13 protein-coding genes are annotated in these 18,969 nt (G+C 72.4%); 5 read left to right on the forward strand and 8 right to left on the reverse strand.

Going from position 1 to position 18,969, the window contains the following annotated elements; translation table 11 throughout:
- The first annotated feature begins 44 nt into the window (after positions 1-44).
- The 3 genes from H030_RS0112535 (at position 45) to H030_RS31685 (ending at position 4,821) form a co-directional block, all read left to right on the forward strand.
- A complete protein-coding gene (locus tag H030_RS0112535) occupies positions 45-245 on the forward strand; it encodes a hypothetical protein (RefSeq protein WP_027006362.1) in 201 nt (66 codons plus the stop codon).
- A gap of 80 nt (positions 246-325) precedes the next feature.
- Positions 326-1,090, forward strand: coding sequence for a FadR/GntR family transcriptional regulator (locus H030_RS0112540; protein ID WP_231398430.1), 765 nt, complete (start codon positions 326-328; stop codon positions 1,088-1,090).
- A 95-nt stretch (positions 1,091-1,185) separates the two neighbouring features.
- Positions 1,186-4,821, forward strand: coding sequence for an indolepyruvate ferredoxin oxidoreductase family protein (locus tag H030_RS31685; RefSeq protein ID WP_231398431.1), 3,636 nt, complete (start codon positions 1,186-1,188; stop codon positions 4,819-4,821).
- 414 nt (positions 4,822-5,235) lie between these two features.
- On the opposite strand, the gene H030_RS0112550 is transcribed toward H030_RS31685, so the two are convergent.
- From H030_RS0112550 to H030_RS31690, 3 genes are all read right to left on the reverse strand, one after another.
- Positions 5,236-6,276 (reverse strand): metallophosphoesterase, encoded by a 1,041-nt coding sequence (locus H030_RS0112550; RefSeq protein ID WP_027006364.1) that lies wholly within the window; start codon positions 6,274-6,276, stop codon positions 5,236-5,238.
- Between the two features lie 2 nt (positions 6,277-6,278).
- Positions 6,279-7,388 (reverse strand): MGH1-like glycoside hydrolase domain-containing protein, encoded by a 1,110-nt coding sequence (locus tag H030_RS39705; RefSeq protein WP_027006365.1) that lies wholly within the window; start codon positions 7,386-7,388, stop codon positions 6,279-6,281.
- A gap of 86 nt (positions 7,389-7,474) precedes the next feature.
- Positions 7,475-11,143 (reverse strand): M36 family metallopeptidase, encoded by a 3,669-nt coding sequence (locus tag H030_RS31690; protein WP_155892016.1) that lies wholly within the window; start codon positions 11,141-11,143, stop codon positions 7,475-7,477.
- A gap of 125 nt (positions 11,144-11,268) precedes the next feature.
- Between H030_RS31690 and H030_RS36995 the strand changes: the two genes are divergently transcribed.
- A complete protein-coding gene (locus H030_RS36995; protein ID WP_051222538.1) occupies positions 11,269-12,081 on the forward strand; it encodes a hypothetical protein in 813 nt (270 codons plus the stop codon).
- Here H030_RS36995 and H030_RS0112570 read toward each other — a convergent pair.
- From H030_RS0112570 to H030_RS0112590, 5 genes are all read right to left on the reverse strand, one after another.
- Positions 12,078-12,836, reverse strand: coding sequence for a hypothetical protein (locus H030_RS0112570; protein WP_027006366.1), 759 nt, complete (start codon positions 12,834-12,836; stop codon positions 12,078-12,080). The genes H030_RS36995 and H030_RS0112570 overlap by 4 nt on opposite strands.
- Before the next feature lie 495 nt (positions 12,837-13,331).
- On the reverse strand, positions 13,332-13,733 hold the full coding sequence (locus H030_RS37000; protein ID WP_027006367.1) for an acyltransferase: 402 nt from the start codon (positions 13,731-13,733) through the stop codon (positions 13,332-13,334).
- 172 nt (positions 13,734-13,905) lie between these two features.
- Positions 13,906-14,766, reverse strand: coding sequence for a sigma-70 family RNA polymerase sigma factor (locus H030_RS31705; protein ID WP_051222540.1), 861 nt, complete (start codon positions 14,764-14,766; stop codon positions 13,906-13,908).
- Positions 14,767-15,004: 238 nt separating this feature from the next.
- The gene (locus H030_RS0112585) at positions 15,005-15,682 is read right to left on the reverse strand and encodes an SGNH/GDSL hydrolase family protein (RefSeq protein WP_027006368.1); all 678 of its coding nucleotides are present in this window, start codon (positions 15,680-15,682) and stop codon (positions 15,005-15,007) included.
- Positions 15,672-16,916 (reverse strand): 4-alpha-glucanotransferase, encoded by a 1,245-nt coding sequence (locus H030_RS0112590; protein WP_027006369.1) that lies wholly within the window; start codon positions 16,914-16,916, stop codon positions 15,672-15,674. Before H030_RS0112590 ends, H030_RS0112585 begins: the two co-directional genes overlap by 11 nt.
- Positions 16,917-17,057: 141 nt before the next feature.
- Between H030_RS0112590 and H030_RS0112595 the strand changes: the two genes are divergently transcribed.
- Entirely contained in the window at positions 17,058-18,968 is a 1,911-nt protein-coding gene (locus tag H030_RS0112595) for an alpha-1,4-glucan--maltose-1-phosphate maltosyltransferase (protein WP_051223325.1), read from the forward strand.
- The last annotated feature ends 1 nt before the right edge of the window (position 18,969 follow it).

The following is an 18,969-nucleotide window of genomic DNA, read 5'->3' on the forward strand; positions in this document are numbered from 1 at the left end:
CGAAAGGGCTGCAAGACACACGGACGAGCCGTATCGTCCCCAGCATGAGTGACCACGGAGGAGCCGACCGCGTCGGCGGGGGCGAGGCGAGCCTCGGCGACGCCCAGTCGTCCAACCCGCCGGACGACGACGACATGATCTACCCGGACGCGTTGCCGCTCGACAGCGACACCGATTACGAGGGCGAGGGCGACCCGCCGCCGGAGGAACGGGACAACGAGGATCCGGCGCCGAACGCGCCCTGATTCGACACTTCGTCAATCAATAGGTCCGGGGGGCTGACCACGGGGCGCTCGACGTGTATGTTCCCGGCGTGTTCACGCCGGTGCAGACGCGTCGAACCTTCGAGGAGGCAGCGGAGCAGATCGCGGACAAGGTCCGGATCGGCGAGCTGCGCGTAGGCGACAAGCTCCCTGGGGAGCGCGCGCTCGCCGCGCAGATGCAGATCTCCCGCCCGACGCTGCGCGAGGCGGTCAGGGTGCTGGTCGACGCCGGGCTGCTCGAGGTCCGGCGTGGGCCGGGCGGCGGGATGTTCGTCGCTACAGACGTCGTCGGCGTCGAGCTGGTGCGACATCGCAGCTCCCTGCGCCTCGGCGAGGTCGCGGGGGTCCTGGAGGCGCGACGGATGCTGGAGCCGCGCGTCGCCCAGCTCGCCGCCGTGCGCGCCACCGAGGACGACTTCGCCGCGCTGCAGCGGTCGATCGACGGCATGCGCGCCCTGGTCGACGCGGGGCGGGCGCTGAAGCAGGAGGACCGGTTCCTGCAGTTCGACGTCCAGTTCCACCTCGCGCTGGCGCGGGCGTCGGGCAACGCGACCGTCGAGTCGCTGATGCGCCTGCTGTTCCGCCAGCTCGAGATCGCGCGCGACATGGCGATGCACCTGCCGCTGGTCCCGGAGTGGACGATCCAGATCCACGAGCGGACGGTCGCGGCGGTCCGGTCCGGCGACCTGCTCGAGGTCGAGTCGGTGATGGACGAGCACGTCGGCCAGCTGGAGAAGACGTGGGAGGAGGAGACGGCGCGGGCGCTCGTGCGGCCGTTGCCGGAGTTCCTGCTGCCGGGCAGCGCGCGGACCAAGCCGGCCGCGTAACTGACCAGGCGTTTAGAACGTCGCGGGATGGTGGTAAGGTCACCTGACCCATTACGGGTCGGGGACTTGGCCAGCGACGGGAGAGAGGGCCGGACGTGCCGCGCACGACGGAGGGCAGCGCCACCGAGAAGACGCCGACGATCGCCGGTGGCGGCGGTCGGGTCGGAACCTCGAGCTCCGCTCCGGCGAAGCTGCAGCGGCCCGACGTCGCGCTGACCGACAAGTACCTGCTGGAGCAGGGGACGGTCTTCCTCTCGGGGACGCAGGCGCTGGTCCGGGTGCTGCTCGACCAGGTGCGCGCCGACCGGCGGCGCGGGCTGCGGACGGGGACGTTCGTCTCGGGCTACCAGGGGTCGCCGCTGGGGACGGTCGACAAGGAGATCCTGGGGCTGCGTTCGATCGCTTCGGACCATGACCTGCACTTCACGCCCGGGCTGAACGAAGAGCTGGCGGCGACCGCGGTCTACGGGTCGCAGCTGGCGCCGTCGCTTCCCGGTCCGCGCGTCGATGGCGTGACCGGCGTCTGGTACGGCAAGAACCCCGGGCTGGACCGCGCGGCCGACGCGCTGCGCCACGCGAACTTCGCGGGCACGCACCCGCATGGTGGGGCCCTTGCCCTGGTCGGCGACGACCCGTCGTGCAAGTCCTCCACCTTGCCTTCGGCGGGCGAGGCGACGCTGGCGGCGTTGCACATGCCGACGTTCTTCCCGGGGACGCTGCAGGAAGTGCTGGATCTTGGTCTGCACGCTGTGGCCTGCTCGCGCGCGTCGGGGCTGTGGAGCGCGATGAAGGTCGTTACCGCGATCGCCGATGCCGCCGGGACCGTGGCGGTGTGGCCGGAGCGCGTCGGCCCTGTGGTTCCGGAAGTGCTCTGGAACGGTGAGCCGTACCGGCACGTCCCGAACGGGAACCTGCTGGCGCCCGCGTCGATGGACCTGGAGGCGACGCTGTTCGGGCCGCGGATGGAGATCGCGCGCCAGTACGCGGCGCTGAACCAGCTCAATCCGGTGACGGTGCCGACGCGCGACGGGTGGCTCGGCGTGGTCGCGGCAGGCAAGGTGTACTACGAGCTCCTGCAGGCGCTGAGCGACCTCGGGCTCGACCAGCGCGCGCTGGAGCGCGCGGGCGTCCGGCTGATGAGGGTCGGGATGCTCTACCCGCACGATCGCGACGCGTTCCGGGCGTTCGCCGCGGGTCTCGACGAAGTGCTGGTGGTCGAGGAGAAGCTCCCGTTCCTCGAGACCGCGCTGCGCGACGCGCTGTACGGGACCGCCGGCGCGCCGCGGATCGTGGGCAAGAGCGATGACTTGGACGCGCCGTTGCTCTCGCACTGCAGCGACCTCGACGCGGACGCGATCGCGGTGGCCTTCGCGGCGCGGCTGGGGCAACGTGTACGCCTTGATTCCGTGGACGCGCGGGTGGCGGCGATCGGCGCGCGGGTCGAGACGACGCGGCGCGCGGTGCCGACGCTGGCGCGCACGCCGATGTTCTGCTCGGGCTGCCCGCACAACACGTCGACCGCGAACCCGGACGACACGCTGCTGGGCGCCGGGATCGGCTGCCACACGATGATCCTGCTGGCGCCCGAGGGCAAGGGGACGATCACCGGCATCACGCAGATGGGCGGCGAGGGCGCGCAGTTCGTCGGCATGCAGGACTTCACCGACGCCGAGCACTTCGTCCAGAACGTGGGCGACGGGACGTTCCACCACAGCGCGTCGCTGGCGATCCGGTTCGCGGCGGCGAGCGGGGCGAACATCACCTACAAGTTGCTGTACAACGACACGGTCGCGATGACCGGCGGGCAGGATGTCATCGGGCAGCTGAAGATCCCGGAGCTGACGCGCTGGCTGGCGCTGGAGGGCGTCCAGCGGGTGATCGTCACGACCGAGGACACCAAGAAGTACCGAGATGTAGGCCTCGATCCGATCGCGTCGGTCCGCCACCGCGACGAGCTGGCGGCCGCGCAGGCGGAGCTGGCCAAGGTCGGCGGCGTGACGGTCCTGATCCACGACCAGGGCTGCGCCGCCGAGCTGCGGCGGATGCGCAAGCGCGGCAAGGCGGAGGAGCCGGCCAAGCGCATCCACATCAACGAGCGCGTGTGCGAGGGCTGCGGCGACTGCGGGGCGAAGTCCAACTGCATGTCGGTGCTGCCGGTCGAGACCGAGCACGGGCGCAAGACGCAGATCCACCAGTCGTCGTGCAACAAGGACTACTCGTGCGTGAAGGGCGACTGCCCGTCGTTCCTGGAGGTCATCCCGGCGCGTGAGGCGGGTGCCGCGAAGCGGACGCCGTCCGGGTGGCCCGCCCCGCCGGCCGACCTCCCGGTGCCGGAGCTGCGCGTGCCGCGCGACGACTTCGTGATGCGGATGCCGGGCGTGGGCGGGACCGGCGTCGTGACGGTCTCGCAGATCCTGCAGATGGCGGCGATGCTCGACGGCAAGCACTCGTACGGGCTGGACCAGACGGGGCTGGCGCAGAAGGGCGGGCCGGTGGTCAGCGATGTCCGGATCGCGCGCGACCCGATCGAGGGGTCCAACAAGGCGTCGGCCGGTGCCGCCGACCTGTTGTTGGGGTTCGACCTGCTCGGCGCGGCGAACCCGAAGAACCTGCTGGTCGCCGATCCGTCGCGCACGGTTGCGGTCGTCAACACGCACGCGGTCCCGACGGCCGCGATGGTGACCGACACGAGCGTGTCGTTCCCGGCGCTGCGGCGCAACACGGCGGCGATCGACGGCGCGACGCGCGACAGCGTGTTCTTGGATGCCGAGGCGTTGAGCGAGGCGCTGTTCGGCGACCACATGCCGGCCAACACCATGTTGATCGGCGCGGCGTTCCAGTCCGGCTGCCTGCCGCTGACGTCCGACGCGCTGGAGCAGGCGATCCGGCTCAACGGCGCGGCGGTCGAGAAGAACCTCGCCGCGTTCGCGTGGGGCCGTGCGGCGATCGCGCGTCCCGAGATCTTGGAGCAGTCCCTCCAGAGCGGCGTCGCGGCGGCAGGGGACACCGCCGCGGCGCCGCAACCGCTTGCCGAGCTGGACGGCGTCGTCGATGGTGAGCTCCGGCGCCTGCTGGAGATCCGCATGCCCGAGCTGATCGCCTGGGGCGGCCGCCGCCGCGGGCCCGGACTCGCTCAGCGCTACCTGGACGACGTGTTGGCCGTCGCGAGGATCGAGACCGAGCGCACGCCCGGCGAGACGGCGATCGCCGAGGCCTACGCCCGCAACCTCTTCAAGTTGATGGCCTACAAGGACGAGTACGAGGTCGCCCGCCTGCACCTCGACACGATCGAGCAGGCCCGCCTGACCTCCGAGTTCGGGGCGGACGCGAAGGTCTCGGTCCTCCTGCACCCGCCGATCCTCCGGGCGATGGGCATCGACCACAAGATAAAGTTCCGCCGCACCGCGCGCCCGCTGTTCCGGACGCTCATGGCAGCTCGCTCTTTGCGCGGCACACCCCTGGACCCCTTCGGCCGCGCCGAGGTCCGCCGTCTCGAGCGCACGCTGCCCGACGACTACCGCGCCCTCATGCAGCGCTCCCTCGACCGCCTGACACCCGTGACCCACGCGACCATCACCGAGATCGCGAACCTCCCGGACCTCATCCGCGGCTACGAGACCATCAAGACCACCAACATCGAGAAGTACCACACCCGCGCCACGACCCTCGAATCCACCCTGACCACCGGCGCGCAGTCCTCCGGCTTCTCGCTGCCCGTCATCCAGCCCTAACCCCACCCGCCGCCCCTCGCTCCACTCGCCGCGGCGGGGCAGTCATCGCAACGCCTCTCGCTTCACGCGCCCACCCGCCGTGGCGCCGCCATTGCTGTTGGCCGCGGCGGGCGGTCGTCGCAGCGCCTTTGTCTTGGTTGAGAGGGCCTCGTATCGCTGGCGTCTCTGCGTAGCGGTGTTGGGCTGTATCGCTATCCGTCCGGCGTCGCTTCACGCGCCCCCTCGCCGAGGCACCGCCACTCCTCGCTGCCGCGGCGGGCGATTGCTGCAGCGCAAGTTGGTGTGGTTGAGAGGGCCTCGTATCGCGGCGTCTCTGCGTGGCGGTATTGGGCTGTGCCGTCATCCGCCTGGCCTCGCTTCGCGCGCCCCGCTCTCCGCCGCCCGCCCGTCCGGCGTCGCTTCACGCGCCGCCGCTTAGCCCGGCCGTAGCGCCGGGTTCGGGGGGCGGGTGTGGAAGAGGGTGGCGATGTCGAGGTCTTCTAGGAGGCTGATGGGTTGGGGGTCGGCGGTGGCGTCGGGGATCAGGAGCGCGCCGCCGGGCCAGTAGGGGTGGGGTGGGCCGCCGTTGTGGAGGAGGAGGGGTTCGTAGGTCCAGGAGCCGGTGTTGGCGATGCGGGTCGAGCCGATGTGCCAGAGGGATGGGTCGTCTGACGGCACCGGGCCCAGGCGGTGGACGTGGCCGAAGATGAGCCACTCCGCGTCGGTGATGCCGATGCGGTGCATCGCGTGGCCGAGCGCCGGGATCGCCGCGTGTTGCATCTGGCGCCCGAGCAGGACGCGGGTCAGCGGCGCGATGCGGTGGGGCTGCAACTTGCGCGGCGAGGGCATCGTGCGCGCTCGGAGCAGCTCGGCGGTGCCCTCGCTCAGCCACGCCAGCGGGCGGGGGAGACGGCGACGGGGTGGGCGGGGTGAGCGGCGGCGCTCGTAGGGGAGCGGGCCGACCACCGTGTCCTCCGACCGCCGGACCTCCGGCTTCAAGCGACCCCAGGCCGACTGCGGCACCAGGTGCCGATCAAGATAATGGCCATGGTGGGCGAAGATGCGCGGCGTCAGCCACACGCCGGGCGTCCGGACCTCGACCTCCGCGGGCTTCAACCACCCCAACACCGCCTCCAGCGTCCGGCTGGCGTCGTGGGGCACGAGCGCGTCGGGGACCAGCGCCGCACCCTGCCGCACCGCCCACGCGCGGGCCAGCGCGCGGTCGTGGTTGCCGGGCACCAGGACGATCGGCCGCTCGGGGCCCATGCGGCGCCCGACGGCACGCAGGATCGGCTCGGCGATCGTCATCGCCTCGCGCGGGCGCCCCTCGGCGAGCTCGACGACGTCGCCGAGCAGCACCAGCCGGTCGACGTCGTCCAACGCCTCCAACAACACGGCCAGCGCCTCGGGGTGGCGCAGGACGTCCCGCCCGAGCCGGCTGCCGATGTGGAGATCCGAGATGACGAGCGTGCGCACGCTCAGATCAATGTAGGAGGCGCGACCGGATCGGCCATCTCCCACAGCAGCGTCGACCACCCGAACGCGTGCGCGCCCATCCCGTAGCCCAACCGCGACTCGTAGTACTCGCGGAACCCCTCGCGCCCGACCACCGTCAGCAGCCGCGCGGTCAAAGCATCGGCCTCGGCGTCCAGCCCGAGCCGGCGCAGGCCGAGCGAGACGAACCACGCGCTGTTGACCCACGACGGCCCCCGCCAGTGGCGATGGCGGCCCCACCAGGTCTCCCGTGCCGTGTAGGCGGGGTCGTCCAGGGCGACCGCCGGCAAAGGCACCCCGCTTGCGTACCCGGGCGACCGCAGGACCTCAGCGACCAGCCGCTCGGCGATGTCGTCGGGAAGGTCCGGCAGCGCGAGCGGCGCCAGCGTGTCCCACGTGTCCGGCCGCGCCGCGCGCGGCGTCGGATCGACCGCGCCCCGGACGTCGTCGTGGAAGCGCCCCGTCCTGCGGTCGTACAGCCGCTCGATCAGCGCCGGCGTCAGCGACGGCCGCCCCAGCGCCTGCTCGCTCAGCGACCACGCCACGTTCGTCAGCACCTCGCACACCACCGGATGCCCGGCGGCGGCGACGCTGCGCGCGTCGAACCCCAGCCGCCGGTTGCGCGCGATCAACATGGGGAACAACGGCCGCCCCTGCGACAGGACGCGCCCCCACACGTGGTCGAACTTCGGCGACGCGTCCATCCCGGACTCGTCGGGCTGGATCAACCACAACAACCCGTCGTCCTCCAGCGCGCGGTGCTCGCGCAGCCACGCGTGGTGCGCCGCGATCCGCGGCTCCTCCGCCGCCGGGCCGCCCGCGCCGACCCACGCCCACGCCCACGCCAGCAGCGGCGGCTGGATCGTCCGCGTCGACAGATCCTCGCGCGACGCGATGTTGTAGCGGATCGCCCGCTGCGCATCGAGCGGATGCCCCCACAGGATCGTGTGCCCGACGAACCCGTCGGCATCCGCGCCGTTCAGCAGCGTCCGCAGCTCCGCGACCGCGCCCGCCGGGTCGAAGCGCCGCCGCACGATCGCGTGGAAGCACGAGTCCCAGTACCACTGCCACGGATACGACCGCGGGCTCGGCACCGAGAACGCGTAGCGCCGCCCGCGGTACTCGCCCGACCGCCAGTTCCCGTCCAGCAGCGCCTGCGCCGCGGCCGGGACGTCGAACGTCAGCCCCGCGCCTTGGCGGGCTTCTTGTAGGGCTTGATCGTGAGCGTCGCGGTGAACGGCGTGACCCCGATGCGCATGGTGACCTTCGCCTTGACGCCGGCCGGGTGCCTCTTGACCAGCGCCAGGAGCTTCTTGGTGGCCTTGACCGTGATCTTGACGCGCCCGTTGGACGGCACGGTGAACGTCCCGCTCCCGAGCGCCGTCCTGCCCGACAGCAGCCTCACGGAACCCTTGGCCCTGCCCGGCGTCGCGCGCAGCGTCAGGACCATCCGGCCCCTGCTGTCGAGCCGGACCGACTTCACCAGCGACCTCATGGTGGCCTTGGGCACCTTGAACGACTGCTGGCTCTGGGCGTCGTTGTTCCCGGAGTCGCCGGGCGCGGGGGTCGTCGTGGTCGTCGTGCCGCCGCTGCCCGTGCTGCCGGGGCCGTCGTCGCTGCCCGACCCGCCGTCGCGCGAGTCGTGCGGCTGGGGCTGGCTGCCCGCGACGAACGTCCGGTCGGCGCCCGCCGCGACGACCGCGCCGCCGCGCAGGACGATCGCCCGCACGTGGTAGGTCGCGCCCGCGGTCAGGCCGCCGGTGCTGACCGTGAGGTCCTGCAGCCCGCCGCCGGCGGTCAGCCCCTGCTGGGGCGAGCGCGCGCCGTAGGCCGTCGTCGTGCCGAGCTCGAACGCGACGGTCGTCCCGGACGCCGTGCCCGGGTCCAGCCGCGCGTGGAACGTCGCGTCGTCCTGGTCGAGCCCCGTCGGCGCGTCGGTGATCGCGCAGGCCGGGTCGTCGGTCTCCAGCGACCACGACGACACGGTCGCCGGGGTCCTCGGGTTCGTGCCGCTCGACCCGAAGTCCGACACGTGCAACGTCCACGTGCCCGTCCGCGGCTCGCCCGCGAAGCGCCTCAGCGGCTCGTTGGGCTGCCACGCCCCGCTGATGGTCATCTCGGTGTTGAGGATGTCCTGGATGTTGACCCTGGAGCTGTCGTCGAAGATCAGCGGCGTGGCCGCGACGAGGTTCGCGCGCGAGAAGAAGCTGGCCGCGTCAACGCCCGGGCGCTCCATCAGGTCGGCGGTCGTGTTCACCGTCCTGCCGGAAGAAGCGTCCACGTAGCTGTGCGTCAGCGTCGCGTGGAGGTCGCCGATGAAGCTGTGCGTGGCGGCGAGCGTCACGCGCAGCGTGCCGATCCGGCCCGGCGCCGTGACGGTCTGCGACGACGTCAGGTCCCTGAGGCTCGCCGTGTAGTTGGCCGGGATCGTCCCCGGCGCGGGGACCGCCTGCGTGAACGCGCCGGACCGGCCCGCGCCGACCGGCAGCGAGACCGGGAAGCTCTGGGGCGTCCCGCCGTCGGTGGTGATCGTCAGCGTCGCGGCGGCGACCGCGCCGCAGCCGGCGGTCGCGGCGACCTTCACGCCGAACGCGGCGTTCGCCGTCGCGCCCGGCGCGAGCGCGCCGAGGTCCGCGCTGCCGCGCGTGATCGTCACGCCGCTGGACGCCGCGGTCAGCGTCGCGTGCACGCCGGTCAGCCCGGCGGTGCCGGGGTTGGCGATCGGGATCGTCAGCGCCGTGTCCTGCTCGAGCGGGAGGCTCGCGACGCTCGGCGCGCCCGGCGCCGCCGCGGGCGGCGTGTCGAACGCCTCGGTCGCGTGCGTCGCGTTGGCCGACGAGACCTTCGCGCTGTAGCCCATCCCGCGCGCGGCGAAGACCGCCCAGACGCTCCTCTGCAGCGCGGCGCCGCCGGGCTGCAGCAGCGCCTCGCGCAGGATCGCGTCGCGCATGTCGAGGAAGCTCGGCTGCTTCGGGACCAGGCGCAGCGCGCCGGTGACGAGCGCGAGCGTCGTCGGGTCGTTCAGCCTCTGGCGCAGGTCCCACAGCGTCTCGGACCAGATCTCGCCGTCGGAGTGGACCTCGAAGTACGGGTGGTCGGCGTCGTAGTCGGCGACCTTGCCGAGGTCACCGAACGTGAAGCCGCCGGGGCCCGCGGTCGTCGAGCCCGGGCAGTGCGGGCCGCTGTCGGTGACGTGGCAGTCGACCGCGTTGTCGCGGATCCCGGTGGTGGTGTTGCCGCTGACGTAGGGGCCGACGAGCTCGTCGCCGGGCGCGTGCGGGTCGTCGGTGAGCTGGCCGGAGTCGGTCAGGAAGTCGAGCGCGTACCAATCGCTGAAGCCCTCGCCCATCGCCTGCGACTGGCGGGCGATCAGCCCGTTGGCCCTGCCGTCGTTGCCGACGAGGCGGTTGGTCAGCCCGTGCGTGTACTCGTGGTAGACGACGGTCGCGTCGTCGGCGCTGTTGACCGCCGGGAAGCTGGGGCCCTTGTAGAGCCCGAGCTGCATCGTCGGCGAGACGTCGTCCGGCGTCGTCGTGAAGTTGGAGTTGTTGATCTGGCTGTAGTCGTCGACCTCGACGTTGAGCGGGTCGGCGGTCGTGCCGGTGCTGTCGAAGGAGAACGACGCGGCGTCGAAGCCGATCGGCGGCTGCGCCAGCCAGTCGTGGTACTTGTTGGTGTAGTAGAACGCCTGCGTCGCGGCCTCGGGGACGTTCGCGGTCGCCCAGGCGCCGCCGGTGTTCGAGCCGTCCCAGGTGCAGCCGCCGGCCGGGCAGGTCTGGCCGGAGCGCAGCCCGTCGCCGACCGAGTCGCCGTCGGTCGTCAGCGTGAACAGGAAGTCGGTGCCGGAGCTGGGGCCGACCTCGCTGTCGCCGTCGCCGGGGCTGAGGCCGTCCGGGAAGAAGCGGTCCGGGTAGGCGTGGACGTTGGGGCCCTTGAGCTTCGTGGCGTCGGTCAGCCACGGCGTGATGTCGGCGCTGGCGAGCGTGCCGTCGCCGGGATGGCGCTCGACGACGTTGGCCCTGGAGACGAACGCGTCGGTCAGCGAGTGGCGCGTCAGGACCGCGCCGGTGGCGGCATCGACGAGCACTTCGTAGGTGTAGCCGTCGCTGCCGGCGACCGTGAGGTTCCAGGCGAGGTGGTCGCCGCCGGGGTCGGCGAGCGTGACGAGCCGCGCGCGGTCGCCGTCCGGGAACGCGGTGGTGCGCGCGGCGTCGCCGTTGGCGGTCGTCCCGGGGTCGCCGTCGGGCGTGAGGCCGAGGTCGCGCTGGGCGGCGGAGCGCGCGGCGCCCGGGCCGAGCGGCGGGCTCGTGCTCGGCGGCGCGAGGTCGTGGACGGGCGCGCCGCCGGCGTTGATCAGGCGCCCGTCGGCGGCGACGTTGGCGAACAGCGCCGAGTCGTAGGCGCCGACGCCGTGGTCGAGCTGGGCGAAGACGAGGTGGGTGACGCCATCCTGGGGCGACGTCGAGGACGACGCGAGCTTCAGCGTGGCGATGTCGCTGCCGTCGAGGCCGAACGCGGCGGCGTTGGCGCGGACGTAGCCGAGCGCGATCGCCGCCGGGTCGGCGTGCGACGGGTCCGTGAGGAAGCCGTCGGTGCGCCCGACGGTGCGCAGGCCGCCGGTGACGGGGTCGGCGCCGACGGTCGCCTGGGGGCCGAGCGCCTTGGCCAGCGTCGCGCGCGCGTCGGCGGTCGCCTGGGGGATCGTGGCGGTCGATCCCTCGCGCGCGTCGTAGTCGGGCTTGGCGGGATCCTGGGCGCTCGTGAGCGCTTGCGCGGCCCCGGGCGCGGACGCGAGCACGGCAGCGCAGAGCGCGCCTGTCGCGAGCACCTCCCGGATCCGCCGTGCCACCACGTCCTTGGTTCTATCGGCCCGGACGGCTTCCTGCCTGAGAGTTGGCGTGCAACTGAGCAGGTTTGACGTCACATTGAGAACTACCGGGAGCTGGTGGATCGGCGGTTGGTACAAAGGACGCGATGCCTGCCCAGGACGACGACGCGATCGACGCGCTCTACGCCGGGGCCTTCGAGGACTTCGTGCCGGCCCGCGACGCGCTCGTCAAGGAGCTGCGCGCGGCGAGGCAGAGGGACGAGGCGGCGGCCGTCAGGAAGCTCGCGAAGCCGTCGCGCGCGGCGTGGGCGGTCAACCGGCTGGTCCGGTCCCATCCCGACGAGGTCGAGGCGCTGGTCGAGGCGGGCGAGACGCTCGCCGCGTCCCAGGAGCAGCTGCTGGAGGGCGCGGATCCCGCGGTCCTGCGCGCCGCCGCCGAGGCCGCTCGCGCGCTGGTCGACGCGCTCGCCGGCCAGGCCGAGGCCGACGGCCCGACGCGCGACAAGGTCCGCGCGACGCTGCACGCGGCGACCGTCGACCCCGAGGTCCGCGCGGCGGTGCGGTCCGGACGGCTGACGCGCGAGGCGTCGGCCTCGGGCTTCGGCGGCCTGGAGGCGCTGATCGCGTCCGGCCACGGGCAGGCGGCGGCGCCGTCGAGGAAGAGGCCGGCGGCGAAGAGGAAGGCGCGAGGCAGGCGCGCCCCCGAGGAGAAGCCGCCGCCCGGCCCCGACCCGCGCGAGGTCCGCCGCCTGCGCGACGCCCTGCGCCGCGCCAACGAGGCCGAGGCCGACGCCGAGTCCGAGGTCGACGGCGCCCGCCGCGCGCTGGAGCAGGTCGAGGCGACGATCACCGCCCGCCGCCGCGACCTCGAAGACGCCGAGACCACCCTCGCCGCCGCCCGCACCCGCCGCGAGCGGGCCGAGGCCGCCGCCGCGGCGCTCGACGCCTCCCAGAACTAGAACTCGCCGACCCTGAGCAGCTGGTCGGTGGAGAGCATGAGCTCGGCCCGGGCGGTCAGCGCGTCGGCGCGGTCCTTCGGCAGGTAGGCGTCGACGCCGAAGAGGTCGGTCGACAGCACGCGCTCCAGCGCGTCGCGCTCGGAGTCCCACAGCCCGCCCGCCTGGTGGTACCAGCGATGGCCGAGGAAGTAGGACCGGTTGCAGTGGTCGCCCGGCCGCGCGAACGCGAAGGCGTGGTCGATCAGCGAGAGCCGGCGCGCGACGGCGTCGTAGCGGTAGTTGCGGCCGTGGCGGTCCTGGTGGCCGATCAGCGCGTCCCAGAGCGCCGCGGCGTCGAACTGCGCGGGCGTCTCGCGGCGGCTCGCGCCCTGCGCCACGCCCGGCCGGCGCTCGATCAGCACGCCGTAGCCGACGGTGATGACCGTGCGGGGGACCGCGACGGGGACGAGCGCGTCCCACGGCGGGCCGAGCGCCCGCGCGAGCCGCCAGGCGACGACCTCGTGCAGGTTGGCCTCGACCGGGTCCTGCTGGTAGCCGGCGGCCGCGCTGGCGGCGTTGGGGCCGACGCGCTTGAAGACGCCCTCGTGGCCGGACGCGAGCACGACCAGCCACGTCGGATCGCTGCCCGCGTTGATCGTCTTGTTCGGCGCGATCCCCAGCTCACGATCCGTGAGGAGGACCCTCTCGAGCTCGTCGCCGATCGCGCCGGCGGCCTCCAGGCGCCTGCGCCGGTGCTCGAAGCTCGCGACCGTCATGCCGGAATGGCACGGCGTCGTGAAGCCCTGCGCGCGGCAGAACGCGGTCCAGGATGTACGCTGGCCATCGCTGTATCGACTTCCTCTCCGTCGGGGTGGGGAGTCTTGACTCCGGAAGAGCCCGCCAGGCACGGCGGGCTCTTCTCTTGCTCCTGCGGCGCGGCAGCCTAGCCATGCGCCACGTGTGTTTCTAGGCCTGCGGCGCGAGGGCGGGCCGAGGGCTCAGGAGTGCCGATGGATCAAGAACGCTGCGTGGCGCGGATGGCCACATCGTCAGCTTTTCTGCTGAACGCGATCGCCCGGATGTCCCCGACGGCGATCCCTTGCGAACGCGCCGTTCTCGACGGTTCCTGAATGCTGAAAGTCGTCAGTCAACGCCTTCGCTGATAGCTGAGAGATGCGCAGCGCTGAATCATGGTGCCACTGCGCGCGGCGCCGAAATCATCTAGGTCAGGTCTCTGACATGGTGTTCTAGTGGCCGTCGCGGATCGCGTGTCAGCCCGGTGCCGGGACCGTCGCGTGCGCGCCGACCGACGCGCCTGCCGGGATCGCCGCGCCGGCCAGGAGCACCGCCGACGGGCCGATGCGGGCGCCGTCGCCGATGGCGATCGGCGTCGCCGTGGTGCCCTGCTCGCGGACCGGGCGCTCGGGGTCGGTGGCGACCGGTGCGACGTCGAGCAGGACGACCTCGTCGCCGAGCACGCAGCCGCTGCCGATCGTCGCCGAGGAGTGGACGGTCAGCGCGCAGCGCTCGCCGAGCACCGAGCCGGCGCCGATCGCCGCGACCGCGCCGGCCGCGAGGTGGAAGCGGCAGCCGTCGCCGAGCTGGACGCCGTCGCCGATCCTCAGCGACGCGCCGTCGGTGAGGTCGAAGCGCACGCCGCGGCCGATGGCCACGCCATCGCCGACTTCGACCCCGCGCCGGCGGGCACGGGACGCGCGCCACGCATCCCGCAGGCCGGGCGCGCGCGGCGGGCGCGAGGGTGGGGCGACGGCATCCGCCCCAGAACGACGATGGGCGGCGCTCATGGCGCCGCCCATCGTGACAACTCGTTGCTGCTCGTGACCGCTAGGCGGCGACGCGCAGGCCCTTGACGTCGCCGTCGGCCGCGAGGCGGCGCAGACCGCGCTCCTCGGCCTGACGGGCCTTCGAGGGCGGCATGCCGAGCCTACGGGCGGCCTGGACGAGCGTGTGCTCGCCGTCGCCGCCGGTGCCGAAGCGCAGGTGGATGACCTCGCGCTCGTCCTCGGGCAGCCGGTTCACGGCCGCACGGAGGGACGACGCCTCGGTCTCGCGCTCGACCTCCTCGTCGACGGTCTCGCCGTCGGCGGGGAGCAGGGCGCCCAGCGCGGTCTCGCCGTCGTCGCCGACGGTCTGATCCAGCGACGCCAGCGCACGGTCGCGCTCACGCAGCAGGGCGACCTCTTCGAGCTCGAGCTCGGCCGCGGCGGCGATCTTCTCGTCCGTCGGCGGCTCGCCGTGCTCGGCGGTCAGCTCGCGCTCGACGCGGGCGATGCGACGCGCACGCTGCGACATGTGGGAAGGCAGGCGGATCGTGCGGCCCGTGTTGTCGAGGCCGCGCTGCAGCGCCTGGCGGATCCAGATCGTCGCGTACGTGGAGAAGCGGTAGCCCTTGCGGTAGTCGAACTTCTCGACCGCGCGGATGAGGCCGAGCATGCCCTCCTGCACGAGGTCGTCGAGCGTCAGGCCCTGGCCCACGTAGTGGCGGGCGACGGAGACGACGAGGCGCAGGTTGGAGTTGACGAGCAGGTCCTTCGCGTCGAGGTCGCCCTTCTCGATGCGCTGGGCCAGCTCGATCTCCTTGGCCGGATCAAGCAGCTGGTACTGGCTGGCCCGACGCAGAAGCTGGTCGAGCGGGGACGCCAGGACGTCGTTCGTGAACGTGGGGGTGAGGGTGGAGGGGGTCAACTAAGGTCCTTTCCCGGGCAAAATCCCGATGACTGCACTCGGAATTCTACGTCAGATTCGTTGCTCGCGCAACTGTGCGACGTGTCACACCGTCGCGCCGTTGCGAGTGGGGGGAGAGATTCGGGGTCGGTGTCGCCTGCTGCGGCGACGTCGAAACCTTCCCATCCCCTGATCAAGCGCTCCTAAGGAGGGCTGTGCTGCCCACTTCGGCGCACATTGATACGTCCCCTGCTCGGGGTCAAACGTTACGTTCCGCCGCTCTGCGCCGCCAATCGCGGGCGAGATGGGCAACTTGACGCGTCGCCGCGTAGCGAAGGTCGGCCGTCCATCCGGACTGGACGTCGGCCAGCGCGAGCGGCGATGCGTCCAGTTCCAGTGCATCGGCGGCGCGCCGTGCGATCTCGAGCTGGCCGAGCGCGGTCGGGTGCACGGCGTCGGGAAACCAGTGGCGCCAGCCGCCGAAGTCGTCCAACGCGACCACCGTCGCACCGCTGGACGCCGCGCGGTTGCGCACGATCGCGTTGAGATCGGCCACCTTCGCGCCGGCCCGCGGGCGGCCGAGGTCGAGCGGCACGGTTGCGACGCAGACCCGCTCCGCGCGCTCCGCCACGGCGTCCAGGAGACGTCCCACCGACGCCTCGAACGATCGCGGGTCCCAATCGAGCATGCGGACGTCGTTGGTCCCGACCCCCACGCACGCCAGCGTGTAGTCAGAACGCAGACGCCCCACGAAGAGCCGTTCGACGTCGCTCGAAAGAGCACCCGGTCGGGCTAGCCGGTGGAACGGCAGGTCGAGCGTCTCGGCCAGCCACTGCGGCCAGACCCGCGGCGGCACGCCGAACGCGCCCTCCTCGGGCCCGCACAGGATCGAGTCGCCGAGCGCGAGGACGGGACCGCCCGCGCCCTCACCGGGCAAGCCGCCCCGCCTCCTCGGTCGCCGCGCGCAGGCGCTTGGCCCGCGCCGCGGTCAGCTGCCCGCGCCGCAGCCGGAACTTCCACGCGCCGCCGGCCGTCCCCGGCAGGTTCATCCGCGCCTCGCTGCCCAGCCCCAGGACGTCCTGGACCTGCGTCATCACCAGCGGCGCCGGCGACGACATCCAGAGCCGGATCAGCGCCCAGTCGATGTCGTCCCTGCCGAACCCCGCGGCCTCGACCGCCGCGCGCGCCTCGCGCCGCCGCGGCGCCTCCAGCGTCGACCACCAACCACGCAGCGTGTCGGTGTCGTGCGTCCCCGTGTAGGCGACGACGTCGCTGCCGTGGTTCTCCAGCCGGTGCGGTCCGCGCGGGTCGTCGGGGTCGAACGCGAACTGCAGGACGACCATCCCCGGATAGCCCAGCTCGCGCCGCAGCCGCGTGACCGGCGGCGTGATCACGCCGAGGTCCTCGGCGATGAACCCGGCCATCGCGCCCGCGCCCAGCTCGCGCACACCCGCCGCGAACGGCGCCCGGCCCGGCCCCCGGACCCACGTGCCGCCGCGCGCGTCGCGGTCGGCGGAGGGCACCGCCCAGTAGGCCACGAACCCGCGGAAGTGGTCGATGCGGGCCATGTCGTACAACTCGAACGTGCGCCGGAAGCGCTCGACCCACCAGCGGTACCTGCGCGACGACAGCGCGCGCCAGTCGTAGATCGGGTTGCCCCAGCGCTGGCCCGCGGCGGTGAACGCGTCCGGCGGCACGCCCGCCACGACCCCCTCCTGGAACAGCTCCGGCCACGCCTTCTGGTCCCACGACCCCGGCGCGACGTAGATCGGCACGTCGCCGATCAGCCGCACGCCGCGCTCGGCGGCGTAGGCACGCAGCGCACTCCACTCGCGCTCGAAGCGGACCTGGTCCGGGAGCATCCGGGCCGGCAGCGTCGGCGCCCAGAACGCGTGGCGCGCGACGAAGTCCTCGACCTCCTCGGGCTCGACCTTCGCCTTCGGCGCCTCCAGGAACCCGTGCCACGCGGCGAACGCCGACGAGGCCTTGTACGGCGAGCCGTAGCGATCGGGCGGCCCGAGTGGGAGCATCTGCCACCACGACTGCCCGGCCGCTGCGAGCCAGTCGACGAAGCGCCGTGCCTCGCCGCCCAGGCGTCCGCCCGGCAATGAGGTGAGATGGAGCTGCACGCCGCTGGCCCGTCCGGCGAAGTGCTTGTTGCGGTCGGTCACTGGTTTTCCACGTTCGTCGTCGCTATTTCTGGGAAGAGTCGCCAGTACGTGCCCGCTCGATCGCCTGACCAACCGACCCCGTCCCGCGTCGTGAAGAACGGCGGGTCGAAACGCGCCAAGCCCGCGGCCCCGCCGCGCATCGTGATCCTGGATCCCGGCCCCGTCCTCGACGGCGGCCGCTACGCACCCAAGCGCACCGCGGGCGAGACCGTGGACGTCCGGGCCACCATCTTCGCCGACGGCCACGACGTCCTGCGTGCGGTGGTGAAGTGGAAGTCCCCCGCGGGACGCAGGTGGAACGAGGCGCCGCTGACCCACATCGACAAGCACGTCGACGGCGACACCTTCACCGGCGCGTTCCCGGTCGACGAGCTCGGCCGATACGAATGGACGATCGAGGCGTGGATCGACCGCTTCGCCTCGTGGCGCGAGGAGATCCGGCGCAAGGTCGAGTTCGGCCAGCACGACCTCGCGGGCGAGCTGAGCGAGGGCGTCCTGCTGCTGGAGGCCGCGCGCGACCGCGCCAAGGCCGGCAGCGACCGCAAGCTGATCAGGCACGCGCTCGGCGTCATCGCCGACCCCGACGCGCCCGAGGAGGCCAAGCACGACGCCGCGCTCGGCCCGGAGCTGGCCGCCGCGATCGACCGCTACCCCGACCGCGCCGACGAGGCCGCGTCGCTGCCCGAGCCCTACGTCGTGGACGTCGACTCGCCGCTGTCGCGCTTCAGCTCCTGGTACGAGCTGTTCCCGCGCAGCTGGGGCGGCTTCCGCGGCACGGCCGAGGTCGTCCCGCAGATCGCCGCGCTCGGCTTCGACGTCCTCTACTTCCCGCCGATCCACCCGATCGGCGTCAAGAACCGCAAGGGGCGCAACAACGCGCTGACCGCCGGTCCCGACGACCCCGGCAGCGTCTACGCGATCGGCAACCAGGACGAGGGCGGCCACGAGGCCGTCCACCCGGAGCTCGGCACGCTCGAGGACTTCGGCCACCTCGTCAGGACCGCCAACGAGCACGGCCTGGAGATCGCCCTGGACTTCGCGATCCAGTGCTCGGCCGACCACCCGTGGCTGACCGAGCACCCGGAGTGGTTCCACCGCCGCCCCGACGGCTCGCTGAAGTACGCCGAGAACCCGCCCAAGAAGTACCAGGACATCTACAACGTCAACTTCCAGTGCGAGGACTGGAGGAACCTCTGGAACGCGCTGCGCGACGTCGTGCTGCTGTGGGTCGAGCGCGGGGTCAAGATCTTCCGCGTCGACAACCCGCACACGAAGCCGCTGGCGTTCTGGGAGTGGATGATCGCCGAGGTCCGGGCCAAGCACCCCGACACGGTCTTCCTCGCCGAGGCGTTCACCCGCCGCGCGGTCATGCGCGCGCTGGGCAAGTCGGGGTTCAACCAGTCCTACACCTACTTCACCTGGCAGCAGTCGCGCTGGGAGCTGGAGCAGTACGTCAACGAGCTCGCCTACGAGTCGAGCGAGTACTTCCGCCCCAACTTCTTCGCCAACACGCCGGACATCCTCACCGAGCAGCTCCAGCACGGCGGCCGCGCGGCGTTCGAGTCGCGCCTCGTGCTGGCCGCGACGCTGAGCCCGTCCTACGGGATCTACTCCGGCTACGAGTGGATCGAGCACACCGCGGTCAGGCCCGGCAGCGAGGAGTACCTCGACTCCGAGAAGTACGAGATCAAGCAGCGCACGCTCGAAGGCGCGCCGCTGCTCGGCCTCGTCCGGCTGCTCAACGAGGCCCGCCGCGCGCACCCCGCGCTGCAGCACCTGTCCAACATCACGTTCCTGGACACGCGCAACGACGGGCTCATCGCCTACATCAAGAAGACCGGCGACGACGCGATCCTCGCGGTCGTCTGCCTCGACCCGCAGTGGGCCCAGGAGGGCTCGGTCGTCGTGCCCGACAACCTCGGACTGCCCTGGAACTTCCAGGTCCAGGACCTCCTCGACGGCAGTCGCTACGACTGGCACGTCGGCGACAACTACGTGCGGCTCGCTCCCGGCGACCGCCAGGCCCACCTCCTCCGGGTGGTGAACGGCTAAC

It is taken from the genome of Conexibacter woesei Iso977N (genome assembly GCF_000424625.1).
GTDB lineage: Bacteria > Actinomycetota > Thermoleophilia > Solirubrobacterales > Solirubrobacteraceae > Baekduia > Baekduia woesei_A.

Bases quoted from the DNA above. Each gene is read 5' to 3' on its own strand.
- H030_RS0112535 (WP_027006362.1), top strand. From the start codon at position 45: ATGAGTGACCACGGAGGAGCCGACCGCGTCGGCGGGGGCGAGGCGAGC.
- H030_RS36995 (WP_051222538.1), top strand. From the start codon at position 11,269: ATGCCTGCCCAGGACGACGACGCGATCGACGCGCTCTACGCCGGGGCC.
- H030_RS0112570 (WP_027006366.1), bottom strand. From the start codon at position 12,836: ATGACGGTCGCGAGCTTCGAGCACCGGCGCAGGCGCCTGGAGGCCGCC.